The sequence below is a fragment of the Prochlorococcus sp. MIT 1011 genome (assembly GCF_047305235.1).
GTDB lineage: Bacteria > Cyanobacteriota > Cyanobacteriia > PCC-6307 > Cyanobiaceae > Prochlorococcus_B.
Genome location: NZ_CP138983.1, coordinates 1031029 through 1050901 on the forward strand (window position 1 = coordinate 1031029; position 19873 = coordinate 1050901).

Genomic DNA, 19873 nt, shown 5'->3' on the forward strand with positions numbered 1-19873 from the left:
CGATTAAACTGAATTTATAGGTCTTTTATTAAATACATTATCAATAATTCCATATTGAACAGCTTCAGATGGAGACATATAAAAGTCTCTGTCTGTATCTTCCCTAACCCTCTTTATAGGCTGTCCGGTTCTATCAGATAATTCCTTATTTAATTTTTCCTTAATAAATAGTATTTCATCTGCTTGAATTCTTATATCACTAGCTTGGCCTCTTGCACCTCCTAGTGGTTGGTGAATCATAATTCTTGAATGGAGCAAACTGCTTCTCTTTCCTTTTGCACCTGCACACAGTAAAAAAGCCCCCATACTCGCTGCTAAGCCTACGCAAACGGTATGTATATCGGGCTTAACATGTTGCATGGTGTCAAAGATACCTAGGCCGTCATAAACGGATCCACCTGGTGAATTTATATAGAGAAAAATATCTTTATCAGGATCGTCAGCCTCTAGGAAAAGGAGTTGAGCAACAATCCTGTTTGCAGAATCACTAGTTACTGGTTCACCCAAAAAAACTATTCTTTCTCTTAGAAGCCTTGAATAAATGTCAAAGGCTCTTTCTCCTCTTCCAGATTCTTCTATAACTATTGGAATCATCGAACGAAGTGATGGTCGGTTTTCATGATCCTAGCTAAGTCACGGGGTAAGCTATGGTTCTTAAGAATTATCTAGGTTTGGCATTGAGCGTTAGAGCAACAATTTCAGACAGCAAATCTGATTTCCATAAGGAATTTCCTTATGTCATTCCACCTATTTACAGAAAGCTCGCAGACGAACTGCTTGTAGAACTTCACTTGTTAAGTCATCAGAAGAACTTTAAAAACGATGAAATTTTTGCCGCTGGATTACAAGAATTATTCAGTAAATTCACTAATGGATATAAACCTAGTGAACATATAACGAAGCTTTTCAACGCACTTTGTAATTGCAATGGATTTAACCCTATAGAGATTAATGGTTCTGCTGAACAATTATTAAATAAGGCTAAAGGATTTACCAAAGAAGAGTTAACTGATTTTTTATCAAAGCAAAACAATAAAGAAAGCAATTATTATAGCCGCATCAACGCTATTGGTATATATAAGTTAGTTAGTGAAATGCAATCATTTAAGGATGCAAAAGACGAAGACCTTAATAATGAAATAACTAATATTTCAAAGTTACTAGGTTACCAACATTCAAGAGTTGAAAAAGATATAAGTATGTACAAGGCAAATATTGAGAAAATGAAACAAGCATTAGAAATTATCTCATTAAACATAAAATCAAATTGACAATTTTTTACTTTCTTCTCTTATCCTTCCAATCAATATAACTAATGTAAACCACACAAATGGTAATAAATGACAGGAGTACGATAGAAAAAAAAGATAGAAAACTATAGAGATTAAAGTCTATAGGCATCAGTATCACTAGATATCAATAGAACCATCACCATTTCTACCCCAAACTACCATCGCTATAGAAAAAGTAAAAATAGCAGCTAAGGAAGCCCAACCTAAAGTGAAAATCATTACTTTAATAATTTTCTTAGATTATAACTTATTAAATAGATTTGAATGGTCTAATTCTAGAGAAATTAAAGCTATTAAAAAAACAGACACAAAATCTCTTAAAACCATGGGACGACTTGTTCAAAACCACAGCACGCATATAGAAGGCTTAATCAAATGGTTGAAAAAGATGGCATCAAGAAATGAGATCAAGACAGTTACACCTGGACCACTCTCAAAAACAAATGGTAGAGGCGAGAAGCTTGTTCTAAAAATAACGGTTAAAACTAATGAAGGTTATAAATTACTAGCCAGGAAGGGTAAACTAGTACAAGAGGTATTTCTAGTTACTTCCATAGATGAGAATGAAATTAAAGAAATAATAGAAGCTACTAGTCCAAAGTCTTTTCGGAAAAAGAAAGGTTCTTAGAGGAAGCTTGACTAAAGTAAGGGGGGGCCTTTTGCTTAGATACACATTCCGAAAGTTCTTTTATTATTTCTTCTTTGATCATATTCATCGCTGAATCAATGTCACATAGGTTATCAGCCATAGCAAAAAATTTTTTTTTAATCTAATTGTTTAAATAAAGGGATCCCCTATTAATTAATAAAAAAATCAGATTTATATAAAGTAAAAACAATTTATATTAGTAAATATAAACAAAATCCGATGTTAAGAGTAACTTAAATATGAAATAACAAATGAGAAAAAGATTAACATAGTATTATTAAATGTAATTAATATAATTTTTATAGACAAAAAGACTAAAAAAGCTTTTACATCTATAGCTCATATTCGTTCTTAAATTTATCTAAATTAGTCAAATAAAGATTATGAAGACTAGAAGTATCTTCATTATAACCTACATCCTTATACATTTGATCTAGAGACATATATGCACTCATAACCGGTAAAAATGCTGATTTATATTCTTCTTGAATATCGTCTTCATCAATATCATGAATTATGGCAGTAATTAATTCAATTTGCTTCTTGGCCAATGAAATGTTTTTCTCTAATTCAGGACTAAGTTTACGTCTTCTTTTTGCCATGAATACATTTCATCATAAAAAAATAATACACTATTTTTATTAGAAAAATCAATAAGAGGAGTCATGGAATGTAAAAACAAGAAGAATAAGAGTAAATACTCATAAAAGACATTGAAGAGTATTCCATTTTGATAAAAATGAGATATATTTTATTGGTATAATATATATGTGATAAGAGCCCAAAACATTCTTATTAAAGGGCTAACTAATCTAACTATCACCATGAAAAGTAATTCAGATAAAAATCAATCAAAACTTCCATGGTGGGTTGAGCTGTTGTTTGTTCAAATCGGATTACCTGATAGATGGCTATCTAAGTATCTCAAAAAAAGAAAAGAGGCATTGTCTTTTATTGATGCAAATAAAAAATATATAGCTTATTGTGCCTTAATAATTTCGGGAGTTTTGTACATATATCCAATAGTTAGATATACATCATCAAGTGCTTCCTGCATAGATAAAACTACTAAATATCTAAAGTCAAGTAATGCAAATAAAGGTCAAAATCAAATTGATTTTAATTCAATCGCAGTTGGTTACTGTCATGGAGGGGCTCTACCAAATAATTAGTTATCAATCTTTTTCTTTCTTACACCGTCAATATCATAAGTTGGATTTTTCTCTGGAGCCTTTCCTTCAAGCAAAGGTATTAATCCCGAAATAAATCTTCCCATTACTGGAACCCAAAAAGTTTTGTAAGCATTTTTTAATATTTTATTCATTTTTCTAATTAGTAAAAAACTACATATAAATATTATTTAGTTATATTCACCAATAAGAACTGATTGTCAGATTTTTTAATAGATTTGAATAATGATTTTATCTTTAAGGTATTTAGACTATTGATATCTGAAGTGATTAAATATTTATAGTTTTTAAGATCCACAGCTTTTCGAACAACTTGAGAGGAAGGTAAGTAATATGACAATAGTGTTTGAATTTTACTGTCAACTGAAAATAAATAAATAGTATTTGAGCTTATAATGGAAGATACTACTTCATCCCTTAAAAATAGTTTTATATTAGAGTTTGGATTTCCTAGAACACCAAAGTTAAATAGTAGAGAGAGAGATATATATTGAGGTGCAACTATATTATAAAAGAAATTTAATAAATCAAATTTAAGAAATCTTATATCAAAAATAAATCTAATTGATGTAATGTAAGAAATAAGAAGAAGTGAAGAGATAATATATACTAAAAAAGTATTTCCATGAGAATTCTCCAGTATAAAATTATTGTAATTAATAACAAAGAAAATTAATACAGATGATATTAATGTAATCAATATCAATAATAAATACTTGATAGTAATTCTAGAAATAACAAATCTTGAAGAATTAGATGATAAAATGACACTAAATAAAAAAGATAAAGAAGGTAAAAGGAAAAGAAAATAATGTGGGTATGAAGTCGACATACATAATAGAATTAATAAAGATATAAGAGGGTAGTAGTAAATTAATAATGGATAGCTGATATTATTCTTTGGTTTGGTAAAAGTAAAAAGAATCAGAAATAATATTCCAATAGGAAAAGTTAAATACAAAAAATTAAGTGGTATAAGTATTAAATTGTTAAAACCAAAATCTCCTATTGCCTGTTTCCTTGCAAAATCAAAAAGGGTTGTAATTCCAATAATACCAAACTTTTCATATGAAAAATAAAGGTTAATTAAAGTAGGTATAGAGCCAATAAATATTCCTATAAAAAAGAGTATTTTAAAAATATATCTTTTTTTATTTAAATTATAAAAAATAAAAGGGAAGAGTCCTATAAGAGGAACGAAAGCCATATAACTCCTTATAAAAAAAGAGGTAGCAATAAAAAAACCAGAAACTAATATATAAAAATACTGTCTGTAGAATTGCTGTGAATCTAGAGATTTAAGAAAAAATAAAATCACTAAAAGGATAGACAATACAAATAAAATATCTGGACTAGCATATCTTGAATATTGAATCCATAATGGCATTGATGAAAGTGAAAACACAGCAATCAATGCAGACTTTTTATTTGTTATTTTTAACGCAATTAAGTAAGAGGTAATCAAGCAAAAGAAAGAAGCAATAATACTTGGAAGCCTTAAAGCTAATTCACTATTTCCGAATAACCTTATTGCTAATGCTATAAACCAATAACTTCCCAATGTCTTATGGTGAGGAGAGGGAAATGGGGGAGAAAACCAATTATCAGAGTACTCAATCAGTCTTGCTCTTCTTGCGTATAGTCCCTCATCGTGAGCTACAAGACTTTGAGTAGAAAAATCAACAAGAAAGTAAAATAATATATAAAAAAGAGCAACAAGTAAAGGTAAAATAATCCTTTTATTCTTTGAGAAAAAGTTTATAACTCCTACTTTAATCTTCATATAGCTAATAATCTTAGATGGAAGAATTGGCATAGCGGAATATGATTAGTAATTAATAAGTTCAATTTTCATGAACAATACTTTAAAGCAAATTATATCCTTATTAATTTGATTTGGGAATCTAAGAGAGTGTGAATTAATAACTTCATGTATAATAATAGATATTTTAAGACTAAATAAAAGATGGCAACCGCTAAGGAAAAGAAGGAAGAAGTAAAAGCCTCTCTAAAGATTTTACGAGCTGAGCTAAGAAAAATGCATCTAGGCGTAACAGAAGAGCTAGCACTCCCAGAGCCAATAGAAGTCAAGAAATTAATGACTCAAATGGAGGAGCTATTAGTAGTAATTGAACCAAAGTCAACTAAGAAATCGAAAAAATAAGCGAATAACTCATATGCTTCTATAACTAGTTATCTAAAACATAAAATCATCTATTACTCTTCAATCCTTTTTTTGAATTAAAAAGAGAAGGGATAGTAATTAATATTGTAATCGCCAAAGGGTGGTCAGAAATAGTGTAAAAGAGAGTAGAGAAAGTAAAAAAATCTATTAGAATTCTAAGATCAATTCTTAAATCATAAATTGAAAGAATAATTAGAAGAATTTGAAGCCAATTATATTTAATATAACTAAATAATCTAACAATAGAAATAAAGCTCATGTTTAATCAATCAAACTCTTTGTTGCTTGTTATTGATAACAATGAAGGTGCTAAAGCGATACTCGACCAAGAACCAGTGATAACTCCGATTACCAAAGCAAATGCAAACCAATATAGTGTTGAGCCACCCCAAATCAATATACATATTAATGGGAGCAGTGTGGTAAGACTTGTATATAGGGTTCTTGTTAAAGTTGCGCTAACAGCTTTATCAATCTGATATTTAAAACTTAATTGATTCTCTATTAAACTTTTTTCTCTAATCCTATCAAAAACTACAACAGTATTATTTACTGAGTAACCTGCAATTGTCAAAAGAGAAACAGCAAATAAGGAATCAACCTCTACATTAAAAAAGTACCCTAACCATGCAAATGCACCACAAACAATAAGTATGTCATGCAACAGAGCAAATAAAGCTAAGAATGAGTATCTTTGATCATATCTAAAATTGATATACACAGCTATTCCAAGAAAAGCAAAGAGAAGAGAAATTAAACTACTTTTAAGTAGTTGCTTCCCAAGACTTGGGCCAATAATTTCAACTGAAGTATTTTCATTGTTAAATGGGCCAAAAGATTTATTAACCTCAGTCACTACAGACTCAGATTGATCTGCAGATAAGAATGGAAGCCTGATAGATATTAATTGTGAATTATCAAGTAATTGTATTTGTGATCTAGTTAAATTAGGAGATGTATTTGAACTAAAATTTTTATCTTGGTTTTTTAAAGCAATTATATTATTAGAAATGTCACTTGTATTTAAGGTAATACATTCATCAATACAACTCCTCTCTAAAGTTATTTGAGTTCCTCCGGTATAATCTAAACCAAGATTTAAAGGGGCCTTAATAGAAGTACTTTTAAGGCAGATTAGCATCCCAATTATTGATATTAAACATAAAGAGAATGAAACAAGCCAAACATTTTTTCTATTTTTATAGAGTTGAACATTAAAATTAGTTTTCATAATTAAATTGATTAGAATTGATTGTTATTGAACGTTGATAGATGGTGATGAAATCTGATTAGGGTTAATAAAATAAGAAATTTTTCTAAGACCTTGATAACTCATTAGGAACTTCAATATTGCTTTTGTACATGTTAAGGCCGTAAACAAGCTCAACACAACACCAATACCCAAGGTAGCGGCAAAACCTTTTACAAATCCAGTGCCCAAATAAAATAACGTAATACAGCTTATTAAAGTAGTTAAATGACCATCAATTATTGATGAAAAAGCGTTCTTAAAACTTGCATCTATTGAACGAATCAAAGTATTTCCATTGCGTAATTCTTCCTTTAATCTTTCAAAAATAAGAACATTAGCGTCAACAGCCATTCCTATGCTTAAGATAAACCCAGCGATACCTGGAAGAGTAAGAGTCACTGGTAGTAGTGCATAAATAGAGAGGGTGAAAAGCGAGTAAAAAGACAATGCCAGAACGGCAACAAATCCAGCTAGTTTATAGATAAAGATCATAAAAATACCTACAAAAAACAAGCCTGTGAGAGCAGCAAAAAGACTGAGACGAATATTTTCGTTCCCTAGAGAAGGTCCTATAGTTCTTATCTGAATAATTTCAATAGGTAGAGGCAAGGCTCCTCCCCTTAATTGAACTTCTAAATTTCTAGCATCGTCAGCAGTAAAATTACCGCTAATTGTCGCAGCACCACCAGTAATACCAGCAGTTTCAAATTGCTTTCCAACACTTGCTTCGCTATATGAAATACCATCAATAACGATTCCAAGCAATCGAGGGGTGCCAGCGATGGATTTTGTGAGGTCTGCAAATAATTCACCTCCCTCATTATTGAAGCTTAAAGTAACTTCCCAATTATTAGTATTTTGATCTTGTCGTCTGCCTGCATTTGTCAAATATTGTCCAGTTAATGATGTCGGTTCAAACAGACCTGCAATGTCAGTACTTATTTTATTCCTTAGAAGATTAAATTGATCGACATCTAATATCTGGTCGGATTGAATATTATATTTTTCGAATAATTGATTAATTTTATTATTAATATTGATCTCCTTTATTAATTGAGCTGAATTAATTTTCTCTTCTAATAATTTAATAATAGATTCAACACTATTTCGTTGAGTTTGTAAATCTTTTAATTGCGCCGCAGTACCACTTTTTTGAATTCTGAATTCTAATAGAGCAGTTTCCCCTAATACTTTAGCTGCACCAGAGGGATCTTGCTCCCCTGGAAGTTCTAATAACAATTGATTTGTTCCTACAGTCTGAAGTTGTGAATCTGAAACTCCTAATCCGTTTACCCTCTTATCAAGAACAGCTTTAACTCCTTCTATTTCATTGGGGGTGATTTTTTTAATTTCCTGGGTAGGCTGAACCTCTAGAGTTAGTTGACTACCTCCACGTAGATCCAATCCTAATTGGAAAGGTATATTGGTGCATATAAAAATACTTAATACTGCAAAAATGATGACTACAAGAAACCAATAGTTCTTTCTACCCATTATTAATCTACTCCACCAACATTAATAATTTTTTCAGCAGCATCTACTATCTGATGAGGTTGAATAATAGTTAAGTTTTCTAAGTTTCCATTGTAAGGAGTCGGAATATCCTGACTGCTTAAACGAACAGGAGGAGAATCTAAATCATCAAAGCAACTCTCAGTAATCAAAGACATTAACTCAGCCGCAATACCACCTGTTTTCATACATTCTTCAACAATAATTACTCTATGAGTTTTTCTTATAGATTTAGATATAGTTTCCATATCAAAAGGCTTAAGACTAATTAAATCAATCAATTCAACATCAATTCCTTTCCCTTCAAGAAGCTCAACTGCTTTCAAACAGTGGTGACGCATTCTCGAATAAGTCAAAATCGTAATGTCACTTCCCTGCTTTACAAGATCGGCTTGATCTAAGGCGCAGACATAATCACCCTGAGGCAGCTCTTCAGTGAGGTTATATAGAAGAACATGTTCAAAGAAAAGAACAGGATTATTTTCTCTAATAGCAGCTTTCATTAGACCTTTAGCATTCGTGGGAGTACTACAAGCCACAATTTTTATACCAGGAACTGCATGAAAATAAGCTTCAAGTCTTTGACTGTGTTCAGCGCCTAATTGCCTTCCAACGCCACCAGGTCCTCTAACAACTGTTGGAATCGTAAAATTTCCACCGCTCGTGTATCTAAGCATTCCCATATTGTTGGATATTTGATTAAACGCAAGTAACAAAAACCCCATATTCATCCCTTCCACAATTGGTCTTAAACCTGTCATGGCAGCACCAACAGCCATACCAGTAAAACTATTTTCAGCAATTGGTGTATCTAAGACTCTGAACTCTCCATATTTTTCATATAAATCTTTTGTAACTTTATAAGAGCCGCCATATTGTCCAACGTCCTCACCCATTACGCAGACCAAAGGATCTCTATCCATTTCTTCATCAATTGCTTCACGAAGAGCATTAAATAAAAGAGTCCCTTTCACAGAATTAACAGATCGTCCGGATTACCGGTTTGTTATTCCAAACTATCTCAAACAGTGCCTAATTACCCACCTGCTGCAAAAGTCGATAACAGCAATATGGAAAGCAACATTCCAGGAGAGAGTAATAAAACGAGAAGTCCTAAATCATGAAGAGTCATAGAAAGATCTAAATATGACAATTTATTAGTGAATGCTAGTCAGTTTTGTCATGGTTGCCTTCAATTAAACTTCGAATAAATACTAAAAACAAACCAAGTCCAATAAACCCAAACGTAAAAGTTGCAAGAAAACTAATTCCAATAATTAGTGTTTTAAAACCCGAAGCAATACTCTGGGCTATTGGTGAAGAATAATTCGGAGTATGAATAGAAAAATATAAAACTATTTTTTTACTAATAAAAAGGCATAACAAACTAAAAGATAAACTGGTAATAGAACCTGAGAGAAAGCTTAAGGGGCCTTTCTTTGGTTCAGAACTAGCGTTAACTATGGGACTTGCTGATGAATCAACTGATTCATCAGATTCATTTTTAAACCCATTACTAGGTGAATTCATTTCTTAATTGAACTCCATGGGACTTCATTGAGCATGCCCAAGCTGATAGACCAGCTCTTTCAAATTCATTAACATGTTCTTTTAGTACTTTATTTGCTTGGTTATAATTTTCAAACAAAGCAAAACAACTTGGACCAGAACCACTCATCGAAACGAGGCGAGAATGTGGTAAACGAGACAATATATTTAACGACTTTTCAACTTCTGGTGTCATAGGACGAACGATTTTTTGTAAATCATTTTGTATTTCTTGTCGATTATCTAAAAGCGAATGATCAGACCAGTCATTAGATCTGATGATGTTTCTCTTGATTTCAAAATCCCTACCATCTACAAGATAGCTATCACCATAGTTCTCTTTATATGATTTATATGCAACTGGTGTAGAAACTTGAATTGAAGGGTCTTTAACCAAAATAAGACCCAAATCAAACCGATCATATTTTAATTTTTCTAAAATTTCACCTCTGCCAAAACATATCTGCCTACCTCCTGATATGCAAAATGGGATATCTGAGCCTATTTCTTTTGATAAGTCCTCTAAGTCCTCAGTCGTAAGATTTAATTTCCAGAGTTTATTTAATCCAACCAATGTTGCAGCTGCATCTGTAGATCCGCCTGCTAATCCTGCACCAATAGGAATATTTTTTTCAAGTACAATATCCACACCTAATTCATTATTTCGTACTTTATTTCTCAACAATTTTGCGGCTTTTATTATTAAATTGTCCTCACCATTACTAATCTCGTTATTATTAGATTTAAGAGTAATATTATGATCAGAACTATTTATCATCTTCAATTGATCACTTAAATTAATACTTTGCATGACCATTGCTAATTCATGAAAGCCATCGGTCCTAATACCTAATACCTCTAAATGTAGATTAATTTTTGCATGTGCTTCTGCAATAAGAAATTCATCATTTGCTTTGGAGGGGACCATTTTCAATAACACAAGTTTCTTTTAAAGCTTTTGCCAAGGCAAACCAATTGGAAGGTGAAATTTCCTGTGGTCTTTGATCAAGACTAATACCTCTGTAGTCGAAAAATTCCTTTATCTGATCGTTGGAAGTAACAAAACTTCCAATCGTGTTTCGTAATTTCTTTCTTCTACCAGCAAAAGCATGCTTCAAAAGTTTCTCTAATAAATTCCCTATCTCATAAAAATCCGGCTCAGTTGAAACGAAGGGCTTAATCATGACTACTTTGGAATCCACCTTGGGTGCCGGTTGAAAACATTTAGAGGGCACATCACATACGTCCTGACATTTTGCTAAGAGCTGAATCCGTACACTTAAGGCACTAAAACTACTAGTTCCGGGGAGGGCCACAAGTCTTTGTGCTACTTCTTTCTGCATAAGTAAAACTAAAGTTTCAAAACTATTTTCAGGTGCTTTTCTTAATTCGCCAATCAATCTTTTTAATAGTGGACCTGTGATGTTGTATGGAATATTAGCGACAACTTTATTAATAATTAGTCCATTCTCAGCCTCCAGTGGAGCAGAGAGAACATCTCCCTCTCTCAAACTAAATTTACTTTGATGACTAAAACGTTTTTTCAAACCAACGAGTAAATCTCTATCTAACTCAATTGCTTGAATGAATCTTGCTTGGGATTCAATTAATTTTTCAGTTAAAGCACCTTTACCTGGACCAACCTCTAAGACGCAATCATCAGGATTCAATTCGGCAGCCTTAATTATTTGATTTAATACACCCTGATCTTTCAACCAATGTTGTCCAAAGCGTTTTCTAGGAATATGCCTAAAACTACTCAAAGTCTTATCATCCAAACGCTAAATCTCAAAACCACATTAGAAACGATTACATATTTCACTCAAATAAAAATAAATTATTTAAAATATACTATCAAGAAGATCTTCAATCAATATTTTTTTAAATGACTTTTGATAGCCATAGCCTTGAACGCCTAAAAGAGCTAGGACGAAAACTCCCCAAAGAGTTATCAAAACCTCAATCAAATGAATTAAAAAATCAAAAAGAAGAAAAAAATCAAAAATTACATCCTGTAGAAACTGAAACCAACCCTGAAAAACTTTTTCGAGAGTTAATGGAAATAAGTCCAGATGGAAATGTTCCTCCTCATTTACTAGAAAGATTAAAAAACTTAGAATCAAATAATGTAAAAATTTCTTCCAATTCAGATCCACAGATTAATGAAAATTCTAAGGATCTTTCGGTTGAAGATGCCCAAAACCTATATACACAATTTCAACAATTTCTACTCGAAGCTGATATCGATTAGAAATATTTTTATGCTTAATATTTCACACTATAAAATCATTGCCATAGGAAAAATAAAAAAAAGATGGATTCAAGAAGGCATAGAAATGTATTTAAAAAGATTACCTGGTTTAGAAGTGATAGAAATAAAAGACAGCACACAAATAAAAGAAGAACATACAATCAAAGAGATCATCAGCAAGAATGAAACACTCGTAACTCTTAATGAAAATGGTCAATCTTTCACATCGAAACAACTAGCAACAAAACTTCTAACCTCTCACAACCAAAATATTACTTTTGTTATCGGAGGTGCATCGGGTCTTCCTGCTTCCCTAAATCATTCCGCCTCTTGGCAATTAAGTCTTTCATCTTTTACTGTTCCTCATGAAATAGCTCGTCTTTTACTAATAGAACAACTTTACCGCTCAAAAACCATTACCCAAGGAGGTCCTTACCACAAGGAATAGAGGAGGACCGGATGTAATAATAGTTCATTTGTACTATAGTAGATACCATTAGTCTGGCCTATGAATTCAAATAGCTCTTACTCTTCCTCAAAGGAAAACTTATCGACACGATTAATTCCATTAGTAAAAGAAACTATTTCTGCAGGTTTTCCTTCTCCTGCCGAAGACTACATAGACCTCGGTATCGATCTAAATAAATACTTAATCAAAAATCCAATAAGTACGTTCTTTCTACGTGTAAGCGGTAATTCAATGAATAACGCAGGAATTTACAATAATGATTTATTAATAATAGATCGCAGTATAAATCCAAATCCTGGAAATATTGTAGTTGCTCTTCTGGATGGAGAATTCACTTTAAAAAGACTTATAAAAAAGCAAGATAATTATTATCTAAAAGCAGATAAAGAAAATTATCCAGCAATAAACTTATATGAATATATAGATATACAAATATGGGGAGTCGCGATTTATTCGATACATGAACTACAAAAACAAAACGTCTAATTATGTCCAAAGTAATACTTCAAATTGATGGGAACAATTTCTATGCCTCGTGTGAACAAATGATAGATCCATCCATAAAAGGAAAGGGTTTAGTTATACTTTCGAATAATGATGGATGCATAATAGCTCGTAGTTCAGAGGCTAGAAAAATGGGAATTCCTATGGGGCAGCCATATTTTAAATTAAAAAATAAGTTGACTAAATTAAATATAACTGTAAGAAGTTCAAATTATGAGCTTTACGGTGATATAAGTAATCGATTAATGCAGCTACTAAGAAAAAATTGTGAAGAACTAGAAATATACTCAATAGATGAAGCATTTGGAACGATAAAACGTCCAAACCAAAAGTACTTATATCAATGGGGAAAGAATTTAAGAGCTTTAGTTTATCAAAATATAGGGATACCAATATCTATTGGTATTGGTGAGACAAAAGTTCTATCAAAAATTTCTAATCATCTAGCAAAAAACATACCAAATAATTCAGGTATATTTGATATAGGTATTATTGAAAATAAAGACCCTTATCTTAATCTAATTAAAGTAAATAAAATTTGGGGTGTAGGTAAAAGAATGTCCATATGGTTACGGAAAAAAGGGATTACTAATGCCCGAGAACTTAAATATATGTCAAGCAATCAAATCAAAGAAAAATATGGTGTCGTTGGTTTACGCATTCAAAATGAACTAAAAGGTAACCTCTGTATACCTATAAAAGAGACTTCGTCAGACAGGAAAGAAATCTGCGTAAGCAGAAGTCTTTCTTATTCAATAGATAGCTTAGAAGAGTTGAGTCAAGTAATCATTAAATATATTTTAATCGCAAGTGCTAAACTTCGAAAATACAATCAATTGGCTTCAGCTATCACAGTATTTACGAATACAAATCCTCATTCAAAAGATTTTTATAAAAAAGAAGCAACAGAAAAAATAGACATACCAACATCTGACTCAAGAATTATGCTTAAAATAAGCTTAGATTTAACAAAGAAAATATTCAGACCTTATAGGAAGTTAAAAAAAGCCGGTGTGATATTACATAAACTACAGAGCAATAAATATAAACAAAAACTACTATTTGATCAACAATATATTGAAAAAGATTTATCCCAAGAAAGATTAAATCATATAATAGATCAAATCAACAATAGTAATGGTAGAGATACAATAAATTGGGGAGCATCTATCATTGAAAAAGAATGGAGACCGAGTAGAGAAAAATTATCTCTCATAAAGACAACAAACATGGAAAGTATTCCTACAATATATGCAAATTAAAATTTGATATAATTAATAATAATGATCACAAGAATCAAATAGCAAAATTATGGTAGATTAAAATAAATAAAATTATAAGCATAGAAAGAATAATGGAATTCGTAGATTTTTTAGATAAAAAAGAAATAGAAATAATAAAAATAGTTGAACAAGCAGGGTATAAAATAGAAGAGAACAAATCACTATGTTTAATAAGTAATAACTATGTAGGTTTCTTAAATAAAAGAAAGAAAGTGCTTATAATTTGTACAAATAATGCTAAGAAGAGAGAAGGATATACAATTCTAAGAAAAACAGATAAAGATACTTTTGAAAGAACCGCCTTACATATAAAAAAAGCCTTAAGACATGAAGCTGTTCATGTGGCTCAGGAGTGTAACAATGGAAATTTATTAAACATCGATGAAAAGTTATCAATGAGTCCGTTAAAGTTGAAGGCTTTTAATGAATCTATAAAAATATCAGGGGAGAGAGAGAAAGAAAGACAAGCATATATACTAGAAAACAAACCAAAATTATTAGAAAAAGAATTGAGAAAATATTGTTTATAATAATTGAATAATATTAATTATCTCTAAGTAATTGAATGGCCTTTATTTTACTACTGAAAATCAAAACCATTCCTTGATCCAAGTAAGAAAGACCAATATAAGTCTTAACAGAATTGGCTTTAATGAGAGCCGTACCACAAGTCTCAAGGATAAGGACAGGTATAGTTAAATTCGATCCCTGCATACTCTGAAGATCGAGAGATTGACGTACCGCTAACTTTGCTTTTATAAAACCTATTTTATTTATAAAATCTGGCCAAAGATCATTAGATAACGAACATTCGTCTAAATTAAAAAGAGAGGAATTTGACATTGGTAAATATAAATATAGAAAATTATTTATAACATCGCTGTTGATCTAAATTTAGTATATGTTTTCTCTCAGCGTAATAAAGTTGCTGAAAATTTATAGCGTCATTATTTAAATCTTCAAACATGCTAATCACTTTCTGCTCCATATCAGATGAATTGCTAGGTTCAGAATTTTCCTGAACAATAAGAGAAGCTATACAGTTCTCAAGAGTTTCTAATCTTTGAGAACTCCATGCTTCAATTAGATGTCTACAACGTTTTAAAGATTTTTGCTTTTCAAGAGCAGCTAGAGCTCCACGAATAAGCGACTCGGGATCACTGAGGGTTGCCAAGCGAAGTTCATTAGCCTCTAATAAAGGAGTAAGTTTGGGAAGATGTTCATTTTCATTAATAAGGAAATTATCTAACAAGTTTTTGATTAAATCGATATCGGCTAAAATATTATTAGAATCTTTAGAACGATTTATCTTCTCAACAGTTTCAGACCCGAACTTATTCTCCTCAATGTTACTTATAGTTGACCATATCGCTCGATGATGATTGATTGCAAAATCATCTAAGTCCCTTAGTCTCAATTCATAACGAATATAAGATCTATAATTAGGACAGTGAATATAAGTAAAAAGTATATCTGCTTCGCTCCTTTCTCTTAGACTAACTTCTTGAGGTTTATCATATTTTTTAGAACGTCCGTGCCATCTTTGACCACTAATTTGATTACGTAAATCTTCCTCTAGTTGTAGAGCAAATCTACCTTGACCTCCACTAAGACGCTGAGCGACCTTCTGTAGATAATGAGTTCTGATCGCTGTTTGAGGTAGCTTGCCAAGAAGAGTTACTAGATTACTAACAGCTTCCTGAAATTGATCAGATTTATTTAAATCTAAGTCCTTCAATGATTGATCTATTTGCCAGTCCATCCAGAGAGGTGATTTAGCTGCTAATGCTTCATATTCAGATGGAGAATTATCCTTAAGGAACTCATCTGGATCTTTACCAGAAGGTAATTGCAGAACTCTTAAATCTAGCTGGCCTTGAATAGCAAGGTTTTCTACCTCACTAATTGCGCGATTGGCAGCACGAATTCCAGCATTATCTGAGTCAAAATTTAGAAGGATTTTTTTACTGTCGGTAGATCGAGAGAGAAGAGTTATTTGATTGCTACTTAATGCAGTTCCCAGCGAGGCGACAACATTTGTAATACCAGAATCATGAAGTGCCATCACATCAAAATATCCTTCCACTACAACTGCATAATCTTTTTTTTTAATAGAAAGGGCTGATTTGTCTAAACCAAAAAGATTTTTACCTTTTTCAAAGATTTCAGTCTCAGGCGAATTTAAATACTTGGGCTCTGAACCATCAAGACTTCTTCCTCCAAAACCAATAACCCTTTTTTGCCTGTCATGAATAGGAACAATAATACGATTACGAAATCTGTCATAAAAACCATTACCACCCTTTCGAGGAACGATTAATCCTGCCGATTCAAGAGTCTCAACACTGACTTTTTCTACATCTACAAAATATTGGAGTAATGAATCCCAATTATCTGGAGCAAATCCAAGCTCAAAATTGATTAAAGTACCATCACTTAAATGACGTTTATTTTTAAGATAATTAAGAGCATTTTCTCCACATGAAGAATTTAATTGATTTCTAAACCAACCTGTAGCGAGTTTCAGAACACGATAAAGTGTATCTCTACGTGAGATCTGTTGCTTGAGTCTTTCTTGTTGGGGTCCTTCAACTGTGTCTATTGGTACTTGATATTTTTTAGCCAGCTCAAGAACAACATCACTAAAACTTTGTCTCTGAAACTCCATTAAAAATTTAATTGCATTTCCACCAGCTCCACATGAAAAACAATAATAAAATTGCTTGCCAGGGATTACTGACATAGAAGGCTTACTATCGTCATGGAAAGGACATATTCCAACATATTCTTTACCTTTTTTCTTTAAGACAACGTGTTCACCAACTACATCAACAATATCTACACGCTCTTTAACAGACTCAATTGTCCTAGGATGTAGTCGAGCAGAAGCCATATGATAATTTTAATTGATCTTTAAATATTTAGTAAAGAGATTTAGAATTTGAGAGAAAAACAGCTTACAAATGACTTTAATTTTGAAAAGAATTTAAAAGGGATCAAATTTTTAATAGGAAGCGGATTAGCATTTAGCCTTATGAGTGCTTGTGTTAAGGCGATTGGGGGAAGGATACCAATTTCAGAACTTGTTTTTGCTAGGGCAACCATAAGTATAATAATAACAAGATTTTTCTTATATAAAAATAAAATCAATCCCTGGGGATATCAAAGAAGATTATTATTAATAAGGGGTTTACTAGGAACAGTTGCACTATTTTGTATCTTCAAAGCTCTAACAATATTACCTATAGCAACAGCAACAGTAATTCAATACATTTATCCTACTTTCACTGTGATATGTGCTTACATAATTCTAAAGGAATTTATATTAAAGAGAATAGTATATTCAATTATTATTGGATGGATAGGAATTCTTTTAGTTAGTCAACCAGAATTCAACTCCAATAATAATATTAAAGAAACAATATTAGCAATTATAATTGCGATATTAGGCGCTATGATGACATCATTAGCCTATATATGTGTAAGAAAATTATCTTCCAAAGAGCATCCACTTGTTATTATTTACTACTTCCCTTTGGTTTCTATCCCTTTATCTATTCCTTTTATTATTAATGATTTTGTATTGCCAACCGGAACAGATTGGCTCTGGATAATAGGTATTGGTATTTTCACACAAATTGGTCAACTCTGTATAACAGAGGGGTTAAGACTACTTCCAGCTGGCCAAGCAACTTCCCTAAATTATTCCCAGGTTATCTTCGCAAGTATATGGGGAGTATTAATTTTCCAAGAAACAATAACAAGTTCAATTTACTTAGGTGGTTTTTGCGTACTTATTTCAACTATTATTAGTATAAGTGCATCCAAAACCTCTCAAGCAAAAATATGAATTACAAATCTTTGATTTTTTCAATAGTTCTTATTTGCACTGGAACAACATCGATTCTTGCAGATGAATATCAGCGAGGTTACTCATCAAGTAGAACTTGTACGAGAAATGAATACAGAGAAGAATATATTCCAGGTACAAGAAAGGATCCAGGCTACGTCAAGAAATGGGAGGAAACTGTAGAGGTTCCTTGCCCAGGTAGTGTATCAACTAAGAATAACAATGAATTTGATAATAATGATTGCTCTGAAGGCAAAATTGCAGGAGGTATTTTAGGTGCTGGCTTCGCTACCGCAATATCCAGAGGAAAAGATCGTTGGTGGGCAATTCCTGCTGGATTAGTAGGAGGTTCAATGGTTGGATGTCAGATTGATGGTGGTTGAGTGTTTTTTATATTCTCAGAAATTTAATTAAAATAAATAATGATTAGCTGGTTAAAAGGTGAAATAGTACATATCTGGCAAATATCCACCAAAAAAGGAGTTGTTCTAAATGTTGGTGGTGTTGGATATGAAATACAACTATTACCAAAGAACATATGTATAGCTGAAGATCCTAATAAGATTGAATTATGGATTCACCAAATAGATCGGGAAGATGGAACAAATTTATATGGTTTTACAGAGGTTAATCAAAGAGATTTATTTCGGGAAATCATCAGTGTAAATGGAATAGGTCCACAAATTGGCATAGCTTTGTTAGAGGACTTTGAAGTTGATCAATTAGTTAATGCAATAGAAAATAAAGAATCTAATTTATTAACAAAAACTCAAGGAATAGGTAAACGAATAGCAGAGAGATTAATAGTTGAGTTAAGAAACAAACTTAAAAGCTTTATAGATAGTAATGAAACAAATTATAACAATAAAAAAGAAATAGAGCCTAATCAATTTTCTAAATATATTGATGAAATATATCTAATTCTGAATTCACTTGGCTATGTAGATAATGAAATAAAAGATTCAATTAAAATCATAACAAACAACGAAAAAGAAAATTCTTTATTATTGAATTCCCTATCGGCAGAAGAAAAAACAAAGCTAATGGATAAACATCTCAAAGAGATTCTTATGAAATTGAGTGAAAAGAGTACTTGATAGAAGGCTAGGGATTAAATTAGACTTGGAAAATAAGAAAAGCCAAATCAAATGTCACTAGGCACAGAAGAGAAACAAAAGCTAATCAACACTCATCAAGTACATCCAACTGATACGGGTTCAGTAGAAGTTCAAGTGGCTATGCTTACTACAAGAATCTCAAAATTAAGCAAACATCTTCAGGGGAACATCCATGATTTTTCCTCAAGGCAAGGATTGCTTAAAATGATTGGTCAGCGCAAAAGACTTTTAGGTTATGTACGGACTAAAAGTGAAAAAAGATATACAGAGCTTATTGAAAAATTAGCTATTAGAGGATAATGACTTGTATTGGGTTGCTAGAAGCTAATGAAAGGTGCAAAAAAAAACAAAAAGGAACAGCCTAAAGAAGTAAAAATAGGATTCTCCAGCAATAACTCTGCTCCAAAAATAGTTTCAAAGAAATCTTCAAAAAGTACTAGCAAGACCTCCGGCATTCCAAGCTATGTTGCAAATAGAATGGCAAGGAGAATAGCTTTTACAACAGGTATTCCGACCCTAAGTGGTATGGGAGTTTTTATTGGAAGTTATTTTTTAATAAGCAAAGGTATTGCGGATATATCTCCATCACTCACTTTGGTCAGTTCAGCGATATGTTTTCTTATCGGCTTACTAGGATTAAGCTATGGAATACTCTCTGCGAGTTGGGATTTTAATCCAGGAAGTTTTCTTGGTTTTGAAAATATAAAGCCAAACATCAATAGGATGAAAGACGCATTCAAAACAAATCAAAAAGATATTACTAGTTAAAA

At 31.8% G+C, this 19873-nt stretch carries 27 protein-coding genes; 14 read left to right on the forward strand and 13 right to left on the reverse strand.

From position 1 onward, the window contains the following. Positions 1-3: 3 nt before the first annotated feature. Positions 4-594 carry an ATP-dependent Clp endopeptidase proteolytic subunit ClpP gene (gene clpP, locus SIB75_RS06365; RefSeq protein WP_413682477.1) on the reverse strand — a complete coding sequence of 197 codons (591 nt, stop codon included), beginning with the start codon at positions 592-594 and terminating at the stop codon, positions 4-6. Positions 595-677: 83 nt separating this feature from the next. Here clpP and psb29 point away from each other — a divergent pair, with 83 nt between their 5' ends. Beyond that, positions 678-1271 carry a photosystem II biogenesis protein Psp29 gene (gene psb29, locus SIB75_RS06370; RefSeq protein ID WP_413684809.1) on the forward strand — a complete coding sequence of 198 codons (594 nt, stop codon included), beginning with the start codon at positions 678-680 and terminating at the stop codon, positions 1269-1271. Positions 1272-1409: 138 nt separating this feature from the next. On the opposite strand, the gene petN is transcribed toward psb29, so the two are convergent. Further along, positions 1410-1511 carry a cytochrome b6-f complex subunit PetN gene (gene petN, locus SIB75_RS06375; protein WP_071841048.1) on the reverse strand — a complete coding sequence of 34 codons (102 nt, stop codon included), beginning with the start codon at positions 1509-1511 and terminating at the stop codon, positions 1410-1412. On the opposite strand from petN, the gene SIB75_RS06380 reads away from it, so the two are divergent. Beyond that, positions 1501-1920 carry a DUF2103 domain-containing protein gene (locus SIB75_RS06380; RefSeq protein WP_413682478.1) on the forward strand — a complete coding sequence of 140 codons (420 nt, stop codon included), beginning with the start codon at positions 1501-1503 and terminating at the stop codon, positions 1918-1920. The two genes, petN and SIB75_RS06380, sit on opposite strands and share 11 nt — an antisense overlap. Before the next feature lie 353 nt (positions 1921-2273). Here SIB75_RS06380 and SIB75_RS06385 read toward each other — a convergent pair whose 3' ends face one another. After that, complete coding sequence (locus tag SIB75_RS06385; RefSeq protein WP_413682479.1) at positions 2274-2543, reverse strand: hypothetical protein; 270 nt, start codon at positions 2541-2543, stop codon at positions 2274-2276. 222 nt (positions 2544-2765) lie between these two features. On the opposite strand from SIB75_RS06385, the gene SIB75_RS06390 reads away from it, so the two are divergent. Beyond that, on the forward strand, positions 2766-3113 hold the full coding sequence (locus tag SIB75_RS06390) for a hypothetical protein (RefSeq protein WP_413682480.1): 348 nt from the start codon (positions 2766-2768) through the stop codon (positions 3111-3113). On the opposite strand, the gene SIB75_RS06395 is transcribed toward SIB75_RS06390, so the two are convergent. Together SIB75_RS06395 and SIB75_RS06400 are read right to left on the reverse strand one after the other, a co-directional pair. Further along, positions 3110-3265: a hypothetical protein gene (locus SIB75_RS06395; RefSeq protein ID WP_413682481.1), complete on the reverse strand. Its 156-nt coding sequence runs from the start codon at positions 3263-3265 to the stop codon at positions 3110-3112. The two genes, SIB75_RS06390 and SIB75_RS06395, sit on opposite strands and share 4 nt — an antisense overlap. 32 nt (positions 3266-3297) lie before the next feature. After that, positions 3298-4947 (reverse strand): ArnT family glycosyltransferase, encoded by a 1650-nt coding sequence (locus tag SIB75_RS06400; RefSeq protein WP_413682482.1) that lies wholly within the window; start codon positions 4945-4947, stop codon positions 3298-3300. A gap of 150 nt (positions 4948-5097) precedes the next feature. Between SIB75_RS06400 and SIB75_RS06405 the strand changes: the two genes are divergently transcribed. Next, complete coding sequence (locus SIB75_RS06405; RefSeq protein ID WP_413682483.1) at positions 5098-5295, forward strand: hypothetical protein; 198 nt, start codon at positions 5098-5100, stop codon at positions 5293-5295. A 286-nt stretch (positions 5296-5581) separates the two neighbouring features. Here the strand turns inward: SIB75_RS06405 and secF are convergent, their stop codons facing one another. From secF to rsmA, 6 genes are all read right to left on the reverse strand, one after another. Beyond that, positions 5582-6547: a protein translocase subunit SecF gene (gene secF / locus SIB75_RS06410; RefSeq protein ID WP_413682484.1), complete on the reverse strand. Its 966-nt coding sequence runs from the start codon at positions 6545-6547 to the stop codon at positions 5582-5584. A gap of 24 nt (positions 6548-6571) precedes the next feature. Beyond that, positions 6572-8062, reverse strand: a complete 1491-nt coding sequence (gene secD / locus SIB75_RS06415) for a protein translocase subunit SecD (protein ID WP_413682485.1) — start codon at positions 8060-8062, stop codon at positions 6572-6574. 2 nt (positions 8063-8064) lie between these two features. Beyond that, the gene (locus tag SIB75_RS06420; RefSeq protein WP_413684810.1) at positions 8065-9003 is read right to left on the reverse strand and encodes a pyruvate dehydrogenase complex E1 component subunit beta; all 939 of its coding nucleotides are present in this window, start codon (positions 9001-9003) and stop codon (positions 8065-8067) included. A gap of 244 nt (positions 9004-9247) precedes the next feature. Further along, a complete protein-coding gene (locus tag SIB75_RS06425) occupies positions 9248-9610 on the reverse strand; it encodes a DUF3082 domain-containing protein (RefSeq protein WP_413682486.1) in 363 nt (120 codons plus the stop codon). Beyond that, complete coding sequence (ispE, locus tag SIB75_RS06430; protein WP_413682487.1) at positions 9597-10556, reverse strand: 4-(cytidine 5'-diphospho)-2-C-methyl-D-erythritol kinase; 960 nt, start codon at positions 10554-10556, stop codon at positions 9597-9599. The genes SIB75_RS06425 and ispE overlap by 14 nt, the downstream gene beginning before the upstream one ends. After that, the gene (rsmA, locus tag SIB75_RS06435) at positions 10534-11391 is read right to left on the reverse strand and encodes a 16S rRNA (adenine(1518)-N(6)/adenine(1519)-N(6))-dimethyltransferase RsmA (RefSeq protein ID WP_413684811.1); all 858 of its coding nucleotides are present in this window, start codon (positions 11389-11391) and stop codon (positions 10534-10536) included. Before rsmA ends, ispE begins: the two co-directional genes overlap by 23 nt. Positions 11392-11513: 122 nt before the next feature. On the opposite strand from rsmA, the gene SIB75_RS06440 reads away from it, so the two are divergent. The 5 genes from SIB75_RS06440 (at position 11514) to SIB75_RS06460 (ending at position 14665) form a co-directional block, all read left to right on the forward strand. Beyond that, positions 11514-11879 carry a hypothetical protein gene (locus tag SIB75_RS06440; protein WP_413682488.1) on the forward strand — a complete coding sequence of 122 codons (366 nt, stop codon included), beginning with the start codon at positions 11514-11516 and terminating at the stop codon, positions 11877-11879. A 10-nt stretch (positions 11880-11889) separates the two neighbouring features. Then, the gene (locus tag SIB75_RS06445) at positions 11890-12327 is read left to right on the forward strand and encodes a 23S rRNA (pseudouridine(1915)-N(3))-methyltransferase RlmH (RefSeq protein ID WP_413682489.1); all 438 of its coding nucleotides are present in this window, start codon (positions 11890-11892) and stop codon (positions 12325-12327) included. A gap of 60 nt (positions 12328-12387) precedes the next feature. Beyond that, positions 12388-12834 (forward strand): LexA family protein, encoded by a 447-nt coding sequence (locus SIB75_RS06450; protein ID WP_413682490.1) that lies wholly within the window; start codon positions 12388-12390, stop codon positions 12832-12834. Between the two features lie 59 nt (positions 12835-12893). Further along, positions 12894-14114 carry a Y-family DNA polymerase gene (locus SIB75_RS06455; protein WP_413684812.1) on the forward strand — a complete coding sequence of 407 codons (1221 nt, stop codon included), beginning with the start codon at positions 12894-12896 and terminating at the stop codon, positions 14112-14114. Between the two features lie 92 nt (positions 14115-14206). Next, positions 14207-14665 carry a serine hydroxymethyltransferase gene (locus SIB75_RS06460; protein ID WP_413682491.1) on the forward strand — a complete coding sequence of 153 codons (459 nt, stop codon included), beginning with the start codon at positions 14207-14209 and terminating at the stop codon, positions 14663-14665. A gap of 13 nt (positions 14666-14678) precedes the next feature. Here SIB75_RS06460 and SIB75_RS06465 read toward each other — a convergent pair whose 3' ends face one another. Beyond that, positions 14679-14978 (reverse strand): hypothetical protein, encoded by a 300-nt coding sequence (locus SIB75_RS06465; protein WP_413682492.1) that lies wholly within the window; start codon positions 14976-14978, stop codon positions 14679-14681. A 22-nt stretch (positions 14979-15000) separates the two neighbouring features. Then, positions 15001-17028: a DNA primase gene (gene dnaG / locus SIB75_RS06470; protein WP_413682493.1), complete on the reverse strand. Its 2028-nt coding sequence runs from the start codon at positions 17026-17028 to the stop codon at positions 15001-15003. A 48-nt stretch (positions 17029-17076) separates the two neighbouring features. On the opposite strand from dnaG, the gene SIB75_RS06475 reads away from it, so the two are divergent. From SIB75_RS06475 to SIB75_RS06495, 5 genes are read left to right on the forward strand one after another with little or no spacing between them, the layout of a single operon-like run. Further along, positions 17077-17985 carry a DMT family transporter gene (locus tag SIB75_RS06475; protein WP_413682494.1) on the forward strand — a complete coding sequence of 303 codons (909 nt, stop codon included), beginning with the start codon at positions 17077-17079 and terminating at the stop codon, positions 17983-17985. Then, positions 17982-18368: a cAMP phosphodiesterase gene (locus SIB75_RS06480; protein WP_413682495.1), complete on the forward strand. Its 387-nt coding sequence runs from the start codon at positions 17982-17984 to the stop codon at positions 18366-18368. The genes SIB75_RS06475 and SIB75_RS06480 overlap by 4 nt, the downstream gene beginning before the upstream one ends. A 39-nt stretch (positions 18369-18407) precedes the next feature. Next, positions 18408-19082 carry a Holliday junction branch migration protein RuvA gene (gene ruvA, locus SIB75_RS06485; protein WP_413682496.1) on the forward strand — a complete coding sequence of 225 codons (675 nt, stop codon included), beginning with the start codon at positions 18408-18410 and terminating at the stop codon, positions 19080-19082. A 51-nt stretch (positions 19083-19133) separates the two neighbouring features. Next, positions 19134-19403: a 30S ribosomal protein S15 gene (gene rpsO, locus SIB75_RS06490; protein WP_269610248.1), complete on the forward strand. Its 270-nt coding sequence runs from the start codon at positions 19134-19136 to the stop codon at positions 19401-19403. 27 nt (positions 19404-19430) lie between these two features. Further along, positions 19431-19871, forward strand: a complete 441-nt coding sequence (locus SIB75_RS06495) for a photosystem II biosynthesis protein (protein WP_413682497.1) — start codon at positions 19431-19433, stop codon at positions 19869-19871. Positions 19872-19873 lie beyond the last annotated feature (2 nt).

Excerpts from the sequence above, each read along its gene's own strand:
- clpP (WP_413682477.1), bottom strand. The coding sequence starts at position 594 with ATGATTCCAATAGTTATAGAAGAATCTGGAAGAGGAGAAAGAGCCTTT.
- petN (WP_071841048.1), bottom strand. The coding sequence starts at position 1,511 with ATGATTTTCACTTTAGGTTGGGCTTCCTTAGCTGCTATTTTTACTTTT.
- SIB75_RS06385 (WP_413682479.1), bottom strand. The coding sequence starts at position 2,543 with ATGGCAAAAAGAAGACGTAAACTTAGTCCTGAATTAGAGAAAAACATT.
- SIB75_RS06390 (WP_413682480.1), top strand. The coding sequence starts at position 2,766 with ATGAAAAGTAATTCAGATAAAAATCAATCAAAACTTCCATGGTGGGTT.
- SIB75_RS06395 (WP_413682481.1), bottom strand. The coding sequence starts at position 3,265 with ATGAATAAAATATTAAAAAATGCTTACAAAACTTTTTGGGTTCCAGTA.
- SIB75_RS06400 (WP_413682482.1), bottom strand. The coding sequence starts at position 4,947 with ATGCCAATTCTTCCATCTAAGATTATTAGCTATATGAAGATTAAAGTA.
- SIB75_RS06405 (WP_413682483.1), top strand. The coding sequence starts at position 5,098 with ATGGCAACCGCTAAGGAAAAGAAGGAAGAAGTAAAAGCCTCTCTAAAG.
- secF (WP_413682484.1), bottom strand. The coding sequence starts at position 6,547 with ATGAAAACTAATTTTAATGTTCAACTCTATAAAAATAGAAAAAATGTT.
- secD (WP_413682485.1), bottom strand. The coding sequence starts at position 8,062 with ATGGGTAGAAAGAACTATTGGTTTCTTGTAGTCATCATTTTTGCAGTA.
- SIB75_RS06420 (WP_413684810.1), bottom strand. The coding sequence starts at position 9,003 with ATGGATAGAGATCCTTTGGTCTGCGTAATGGGTGAGGACGTTGGACAA.
- SIB75_RS06425 (WP_413682486.1), bottom strand. The coding sequence starts at position 9,610 with ATGAATTCACCTAGTAATGGGTTTAAAAATGAATCTGATGAATCAGTT.
- ispE (WP_413682487.1), bottom strand. The coding sequence starts at position 10,556 with ATGGTCCCCTCCAAAGCAAATGATGAATTTCTTATTGCAGAAGCACAT.
- SIB75_RS06440 (WP_413682488.1), top strand. The coding sequence starts at position 11,514 with ATGACTTTTGATAGCCATAGCCTTGAACGCCTAAAAGAGCTAGGACGA.
- SIB75_RS06445 (WP_413682489.1), top strand. The coding sequence starts at position 11,890 with ATGCTTAATATTTCACACTATAAAATCATTGCCATAGGAAAAATAAAA.
- SIB75_RS06450 (WP_413682490.1), top strand. The coding sequence starts at position 12,388 with ATGAATTCAAATAGCTCTTACTCTTCCTCAAAGGAAAACTTATCGACA.
- SIB75_RS06455 (WP_413684812.1), top strand. The coding sequence starts at position 12,894 with ATGATAGATCCATCCATAAAAGGAAAGGGTTTAGTTATACTTTCGAAT.
- SIB75_RS06460 (WP_413682491.1), top strand. The coding sequence starts at position 14,207 with ATGGAATTCGTAGATTTTTTAGATAAAAAAGAAATAGAAATAATAAAA.
- SIB75_RS06465 (WP_413682492.1), bottom strand. The coding sequence starts at position 14,978 with ATGTCAAATTCCTCTCTTTTTAATTTAGACGAATGTTCGTTATCTAAT.
- dnaG (WP_413682493.1), bottom strand. The coding sequence starts at position 17,028 with ATGGCTTCTGCTCGACTACATCCTAGGACAATTGAGTCTGTTAAAGAG.
- SIB75_RS06480 (WP_413682495.1), top strand. The coding sequence starts at position 17,982 with ATGAATTACAAATCTTTGATTTTTTCAATAGTTCTTATTTGCACTGGA.
- ruvA (WP_413682496.1), top strand. The coding sequence starts at position 18,408 with ATGATTAGCTGGTTAAAAGGTGAAATAGTACATATCTGGCAAATATCC.
- rpsO (WP_269610248.1), top strand. The coding sequence starts at position 19,134 with ATGTCACTAGGCACAGAAGAGAAACAAAAGCTAATCAACACTCATCAA.
- SIB75_RS06495 (WP_413682497.1), top strand. The coding sequence starts at position 19,431 with ATGAAAGGTGCAAAAAAAAACAAAAAGGAACAGCCTAAAGAAGTAAAA.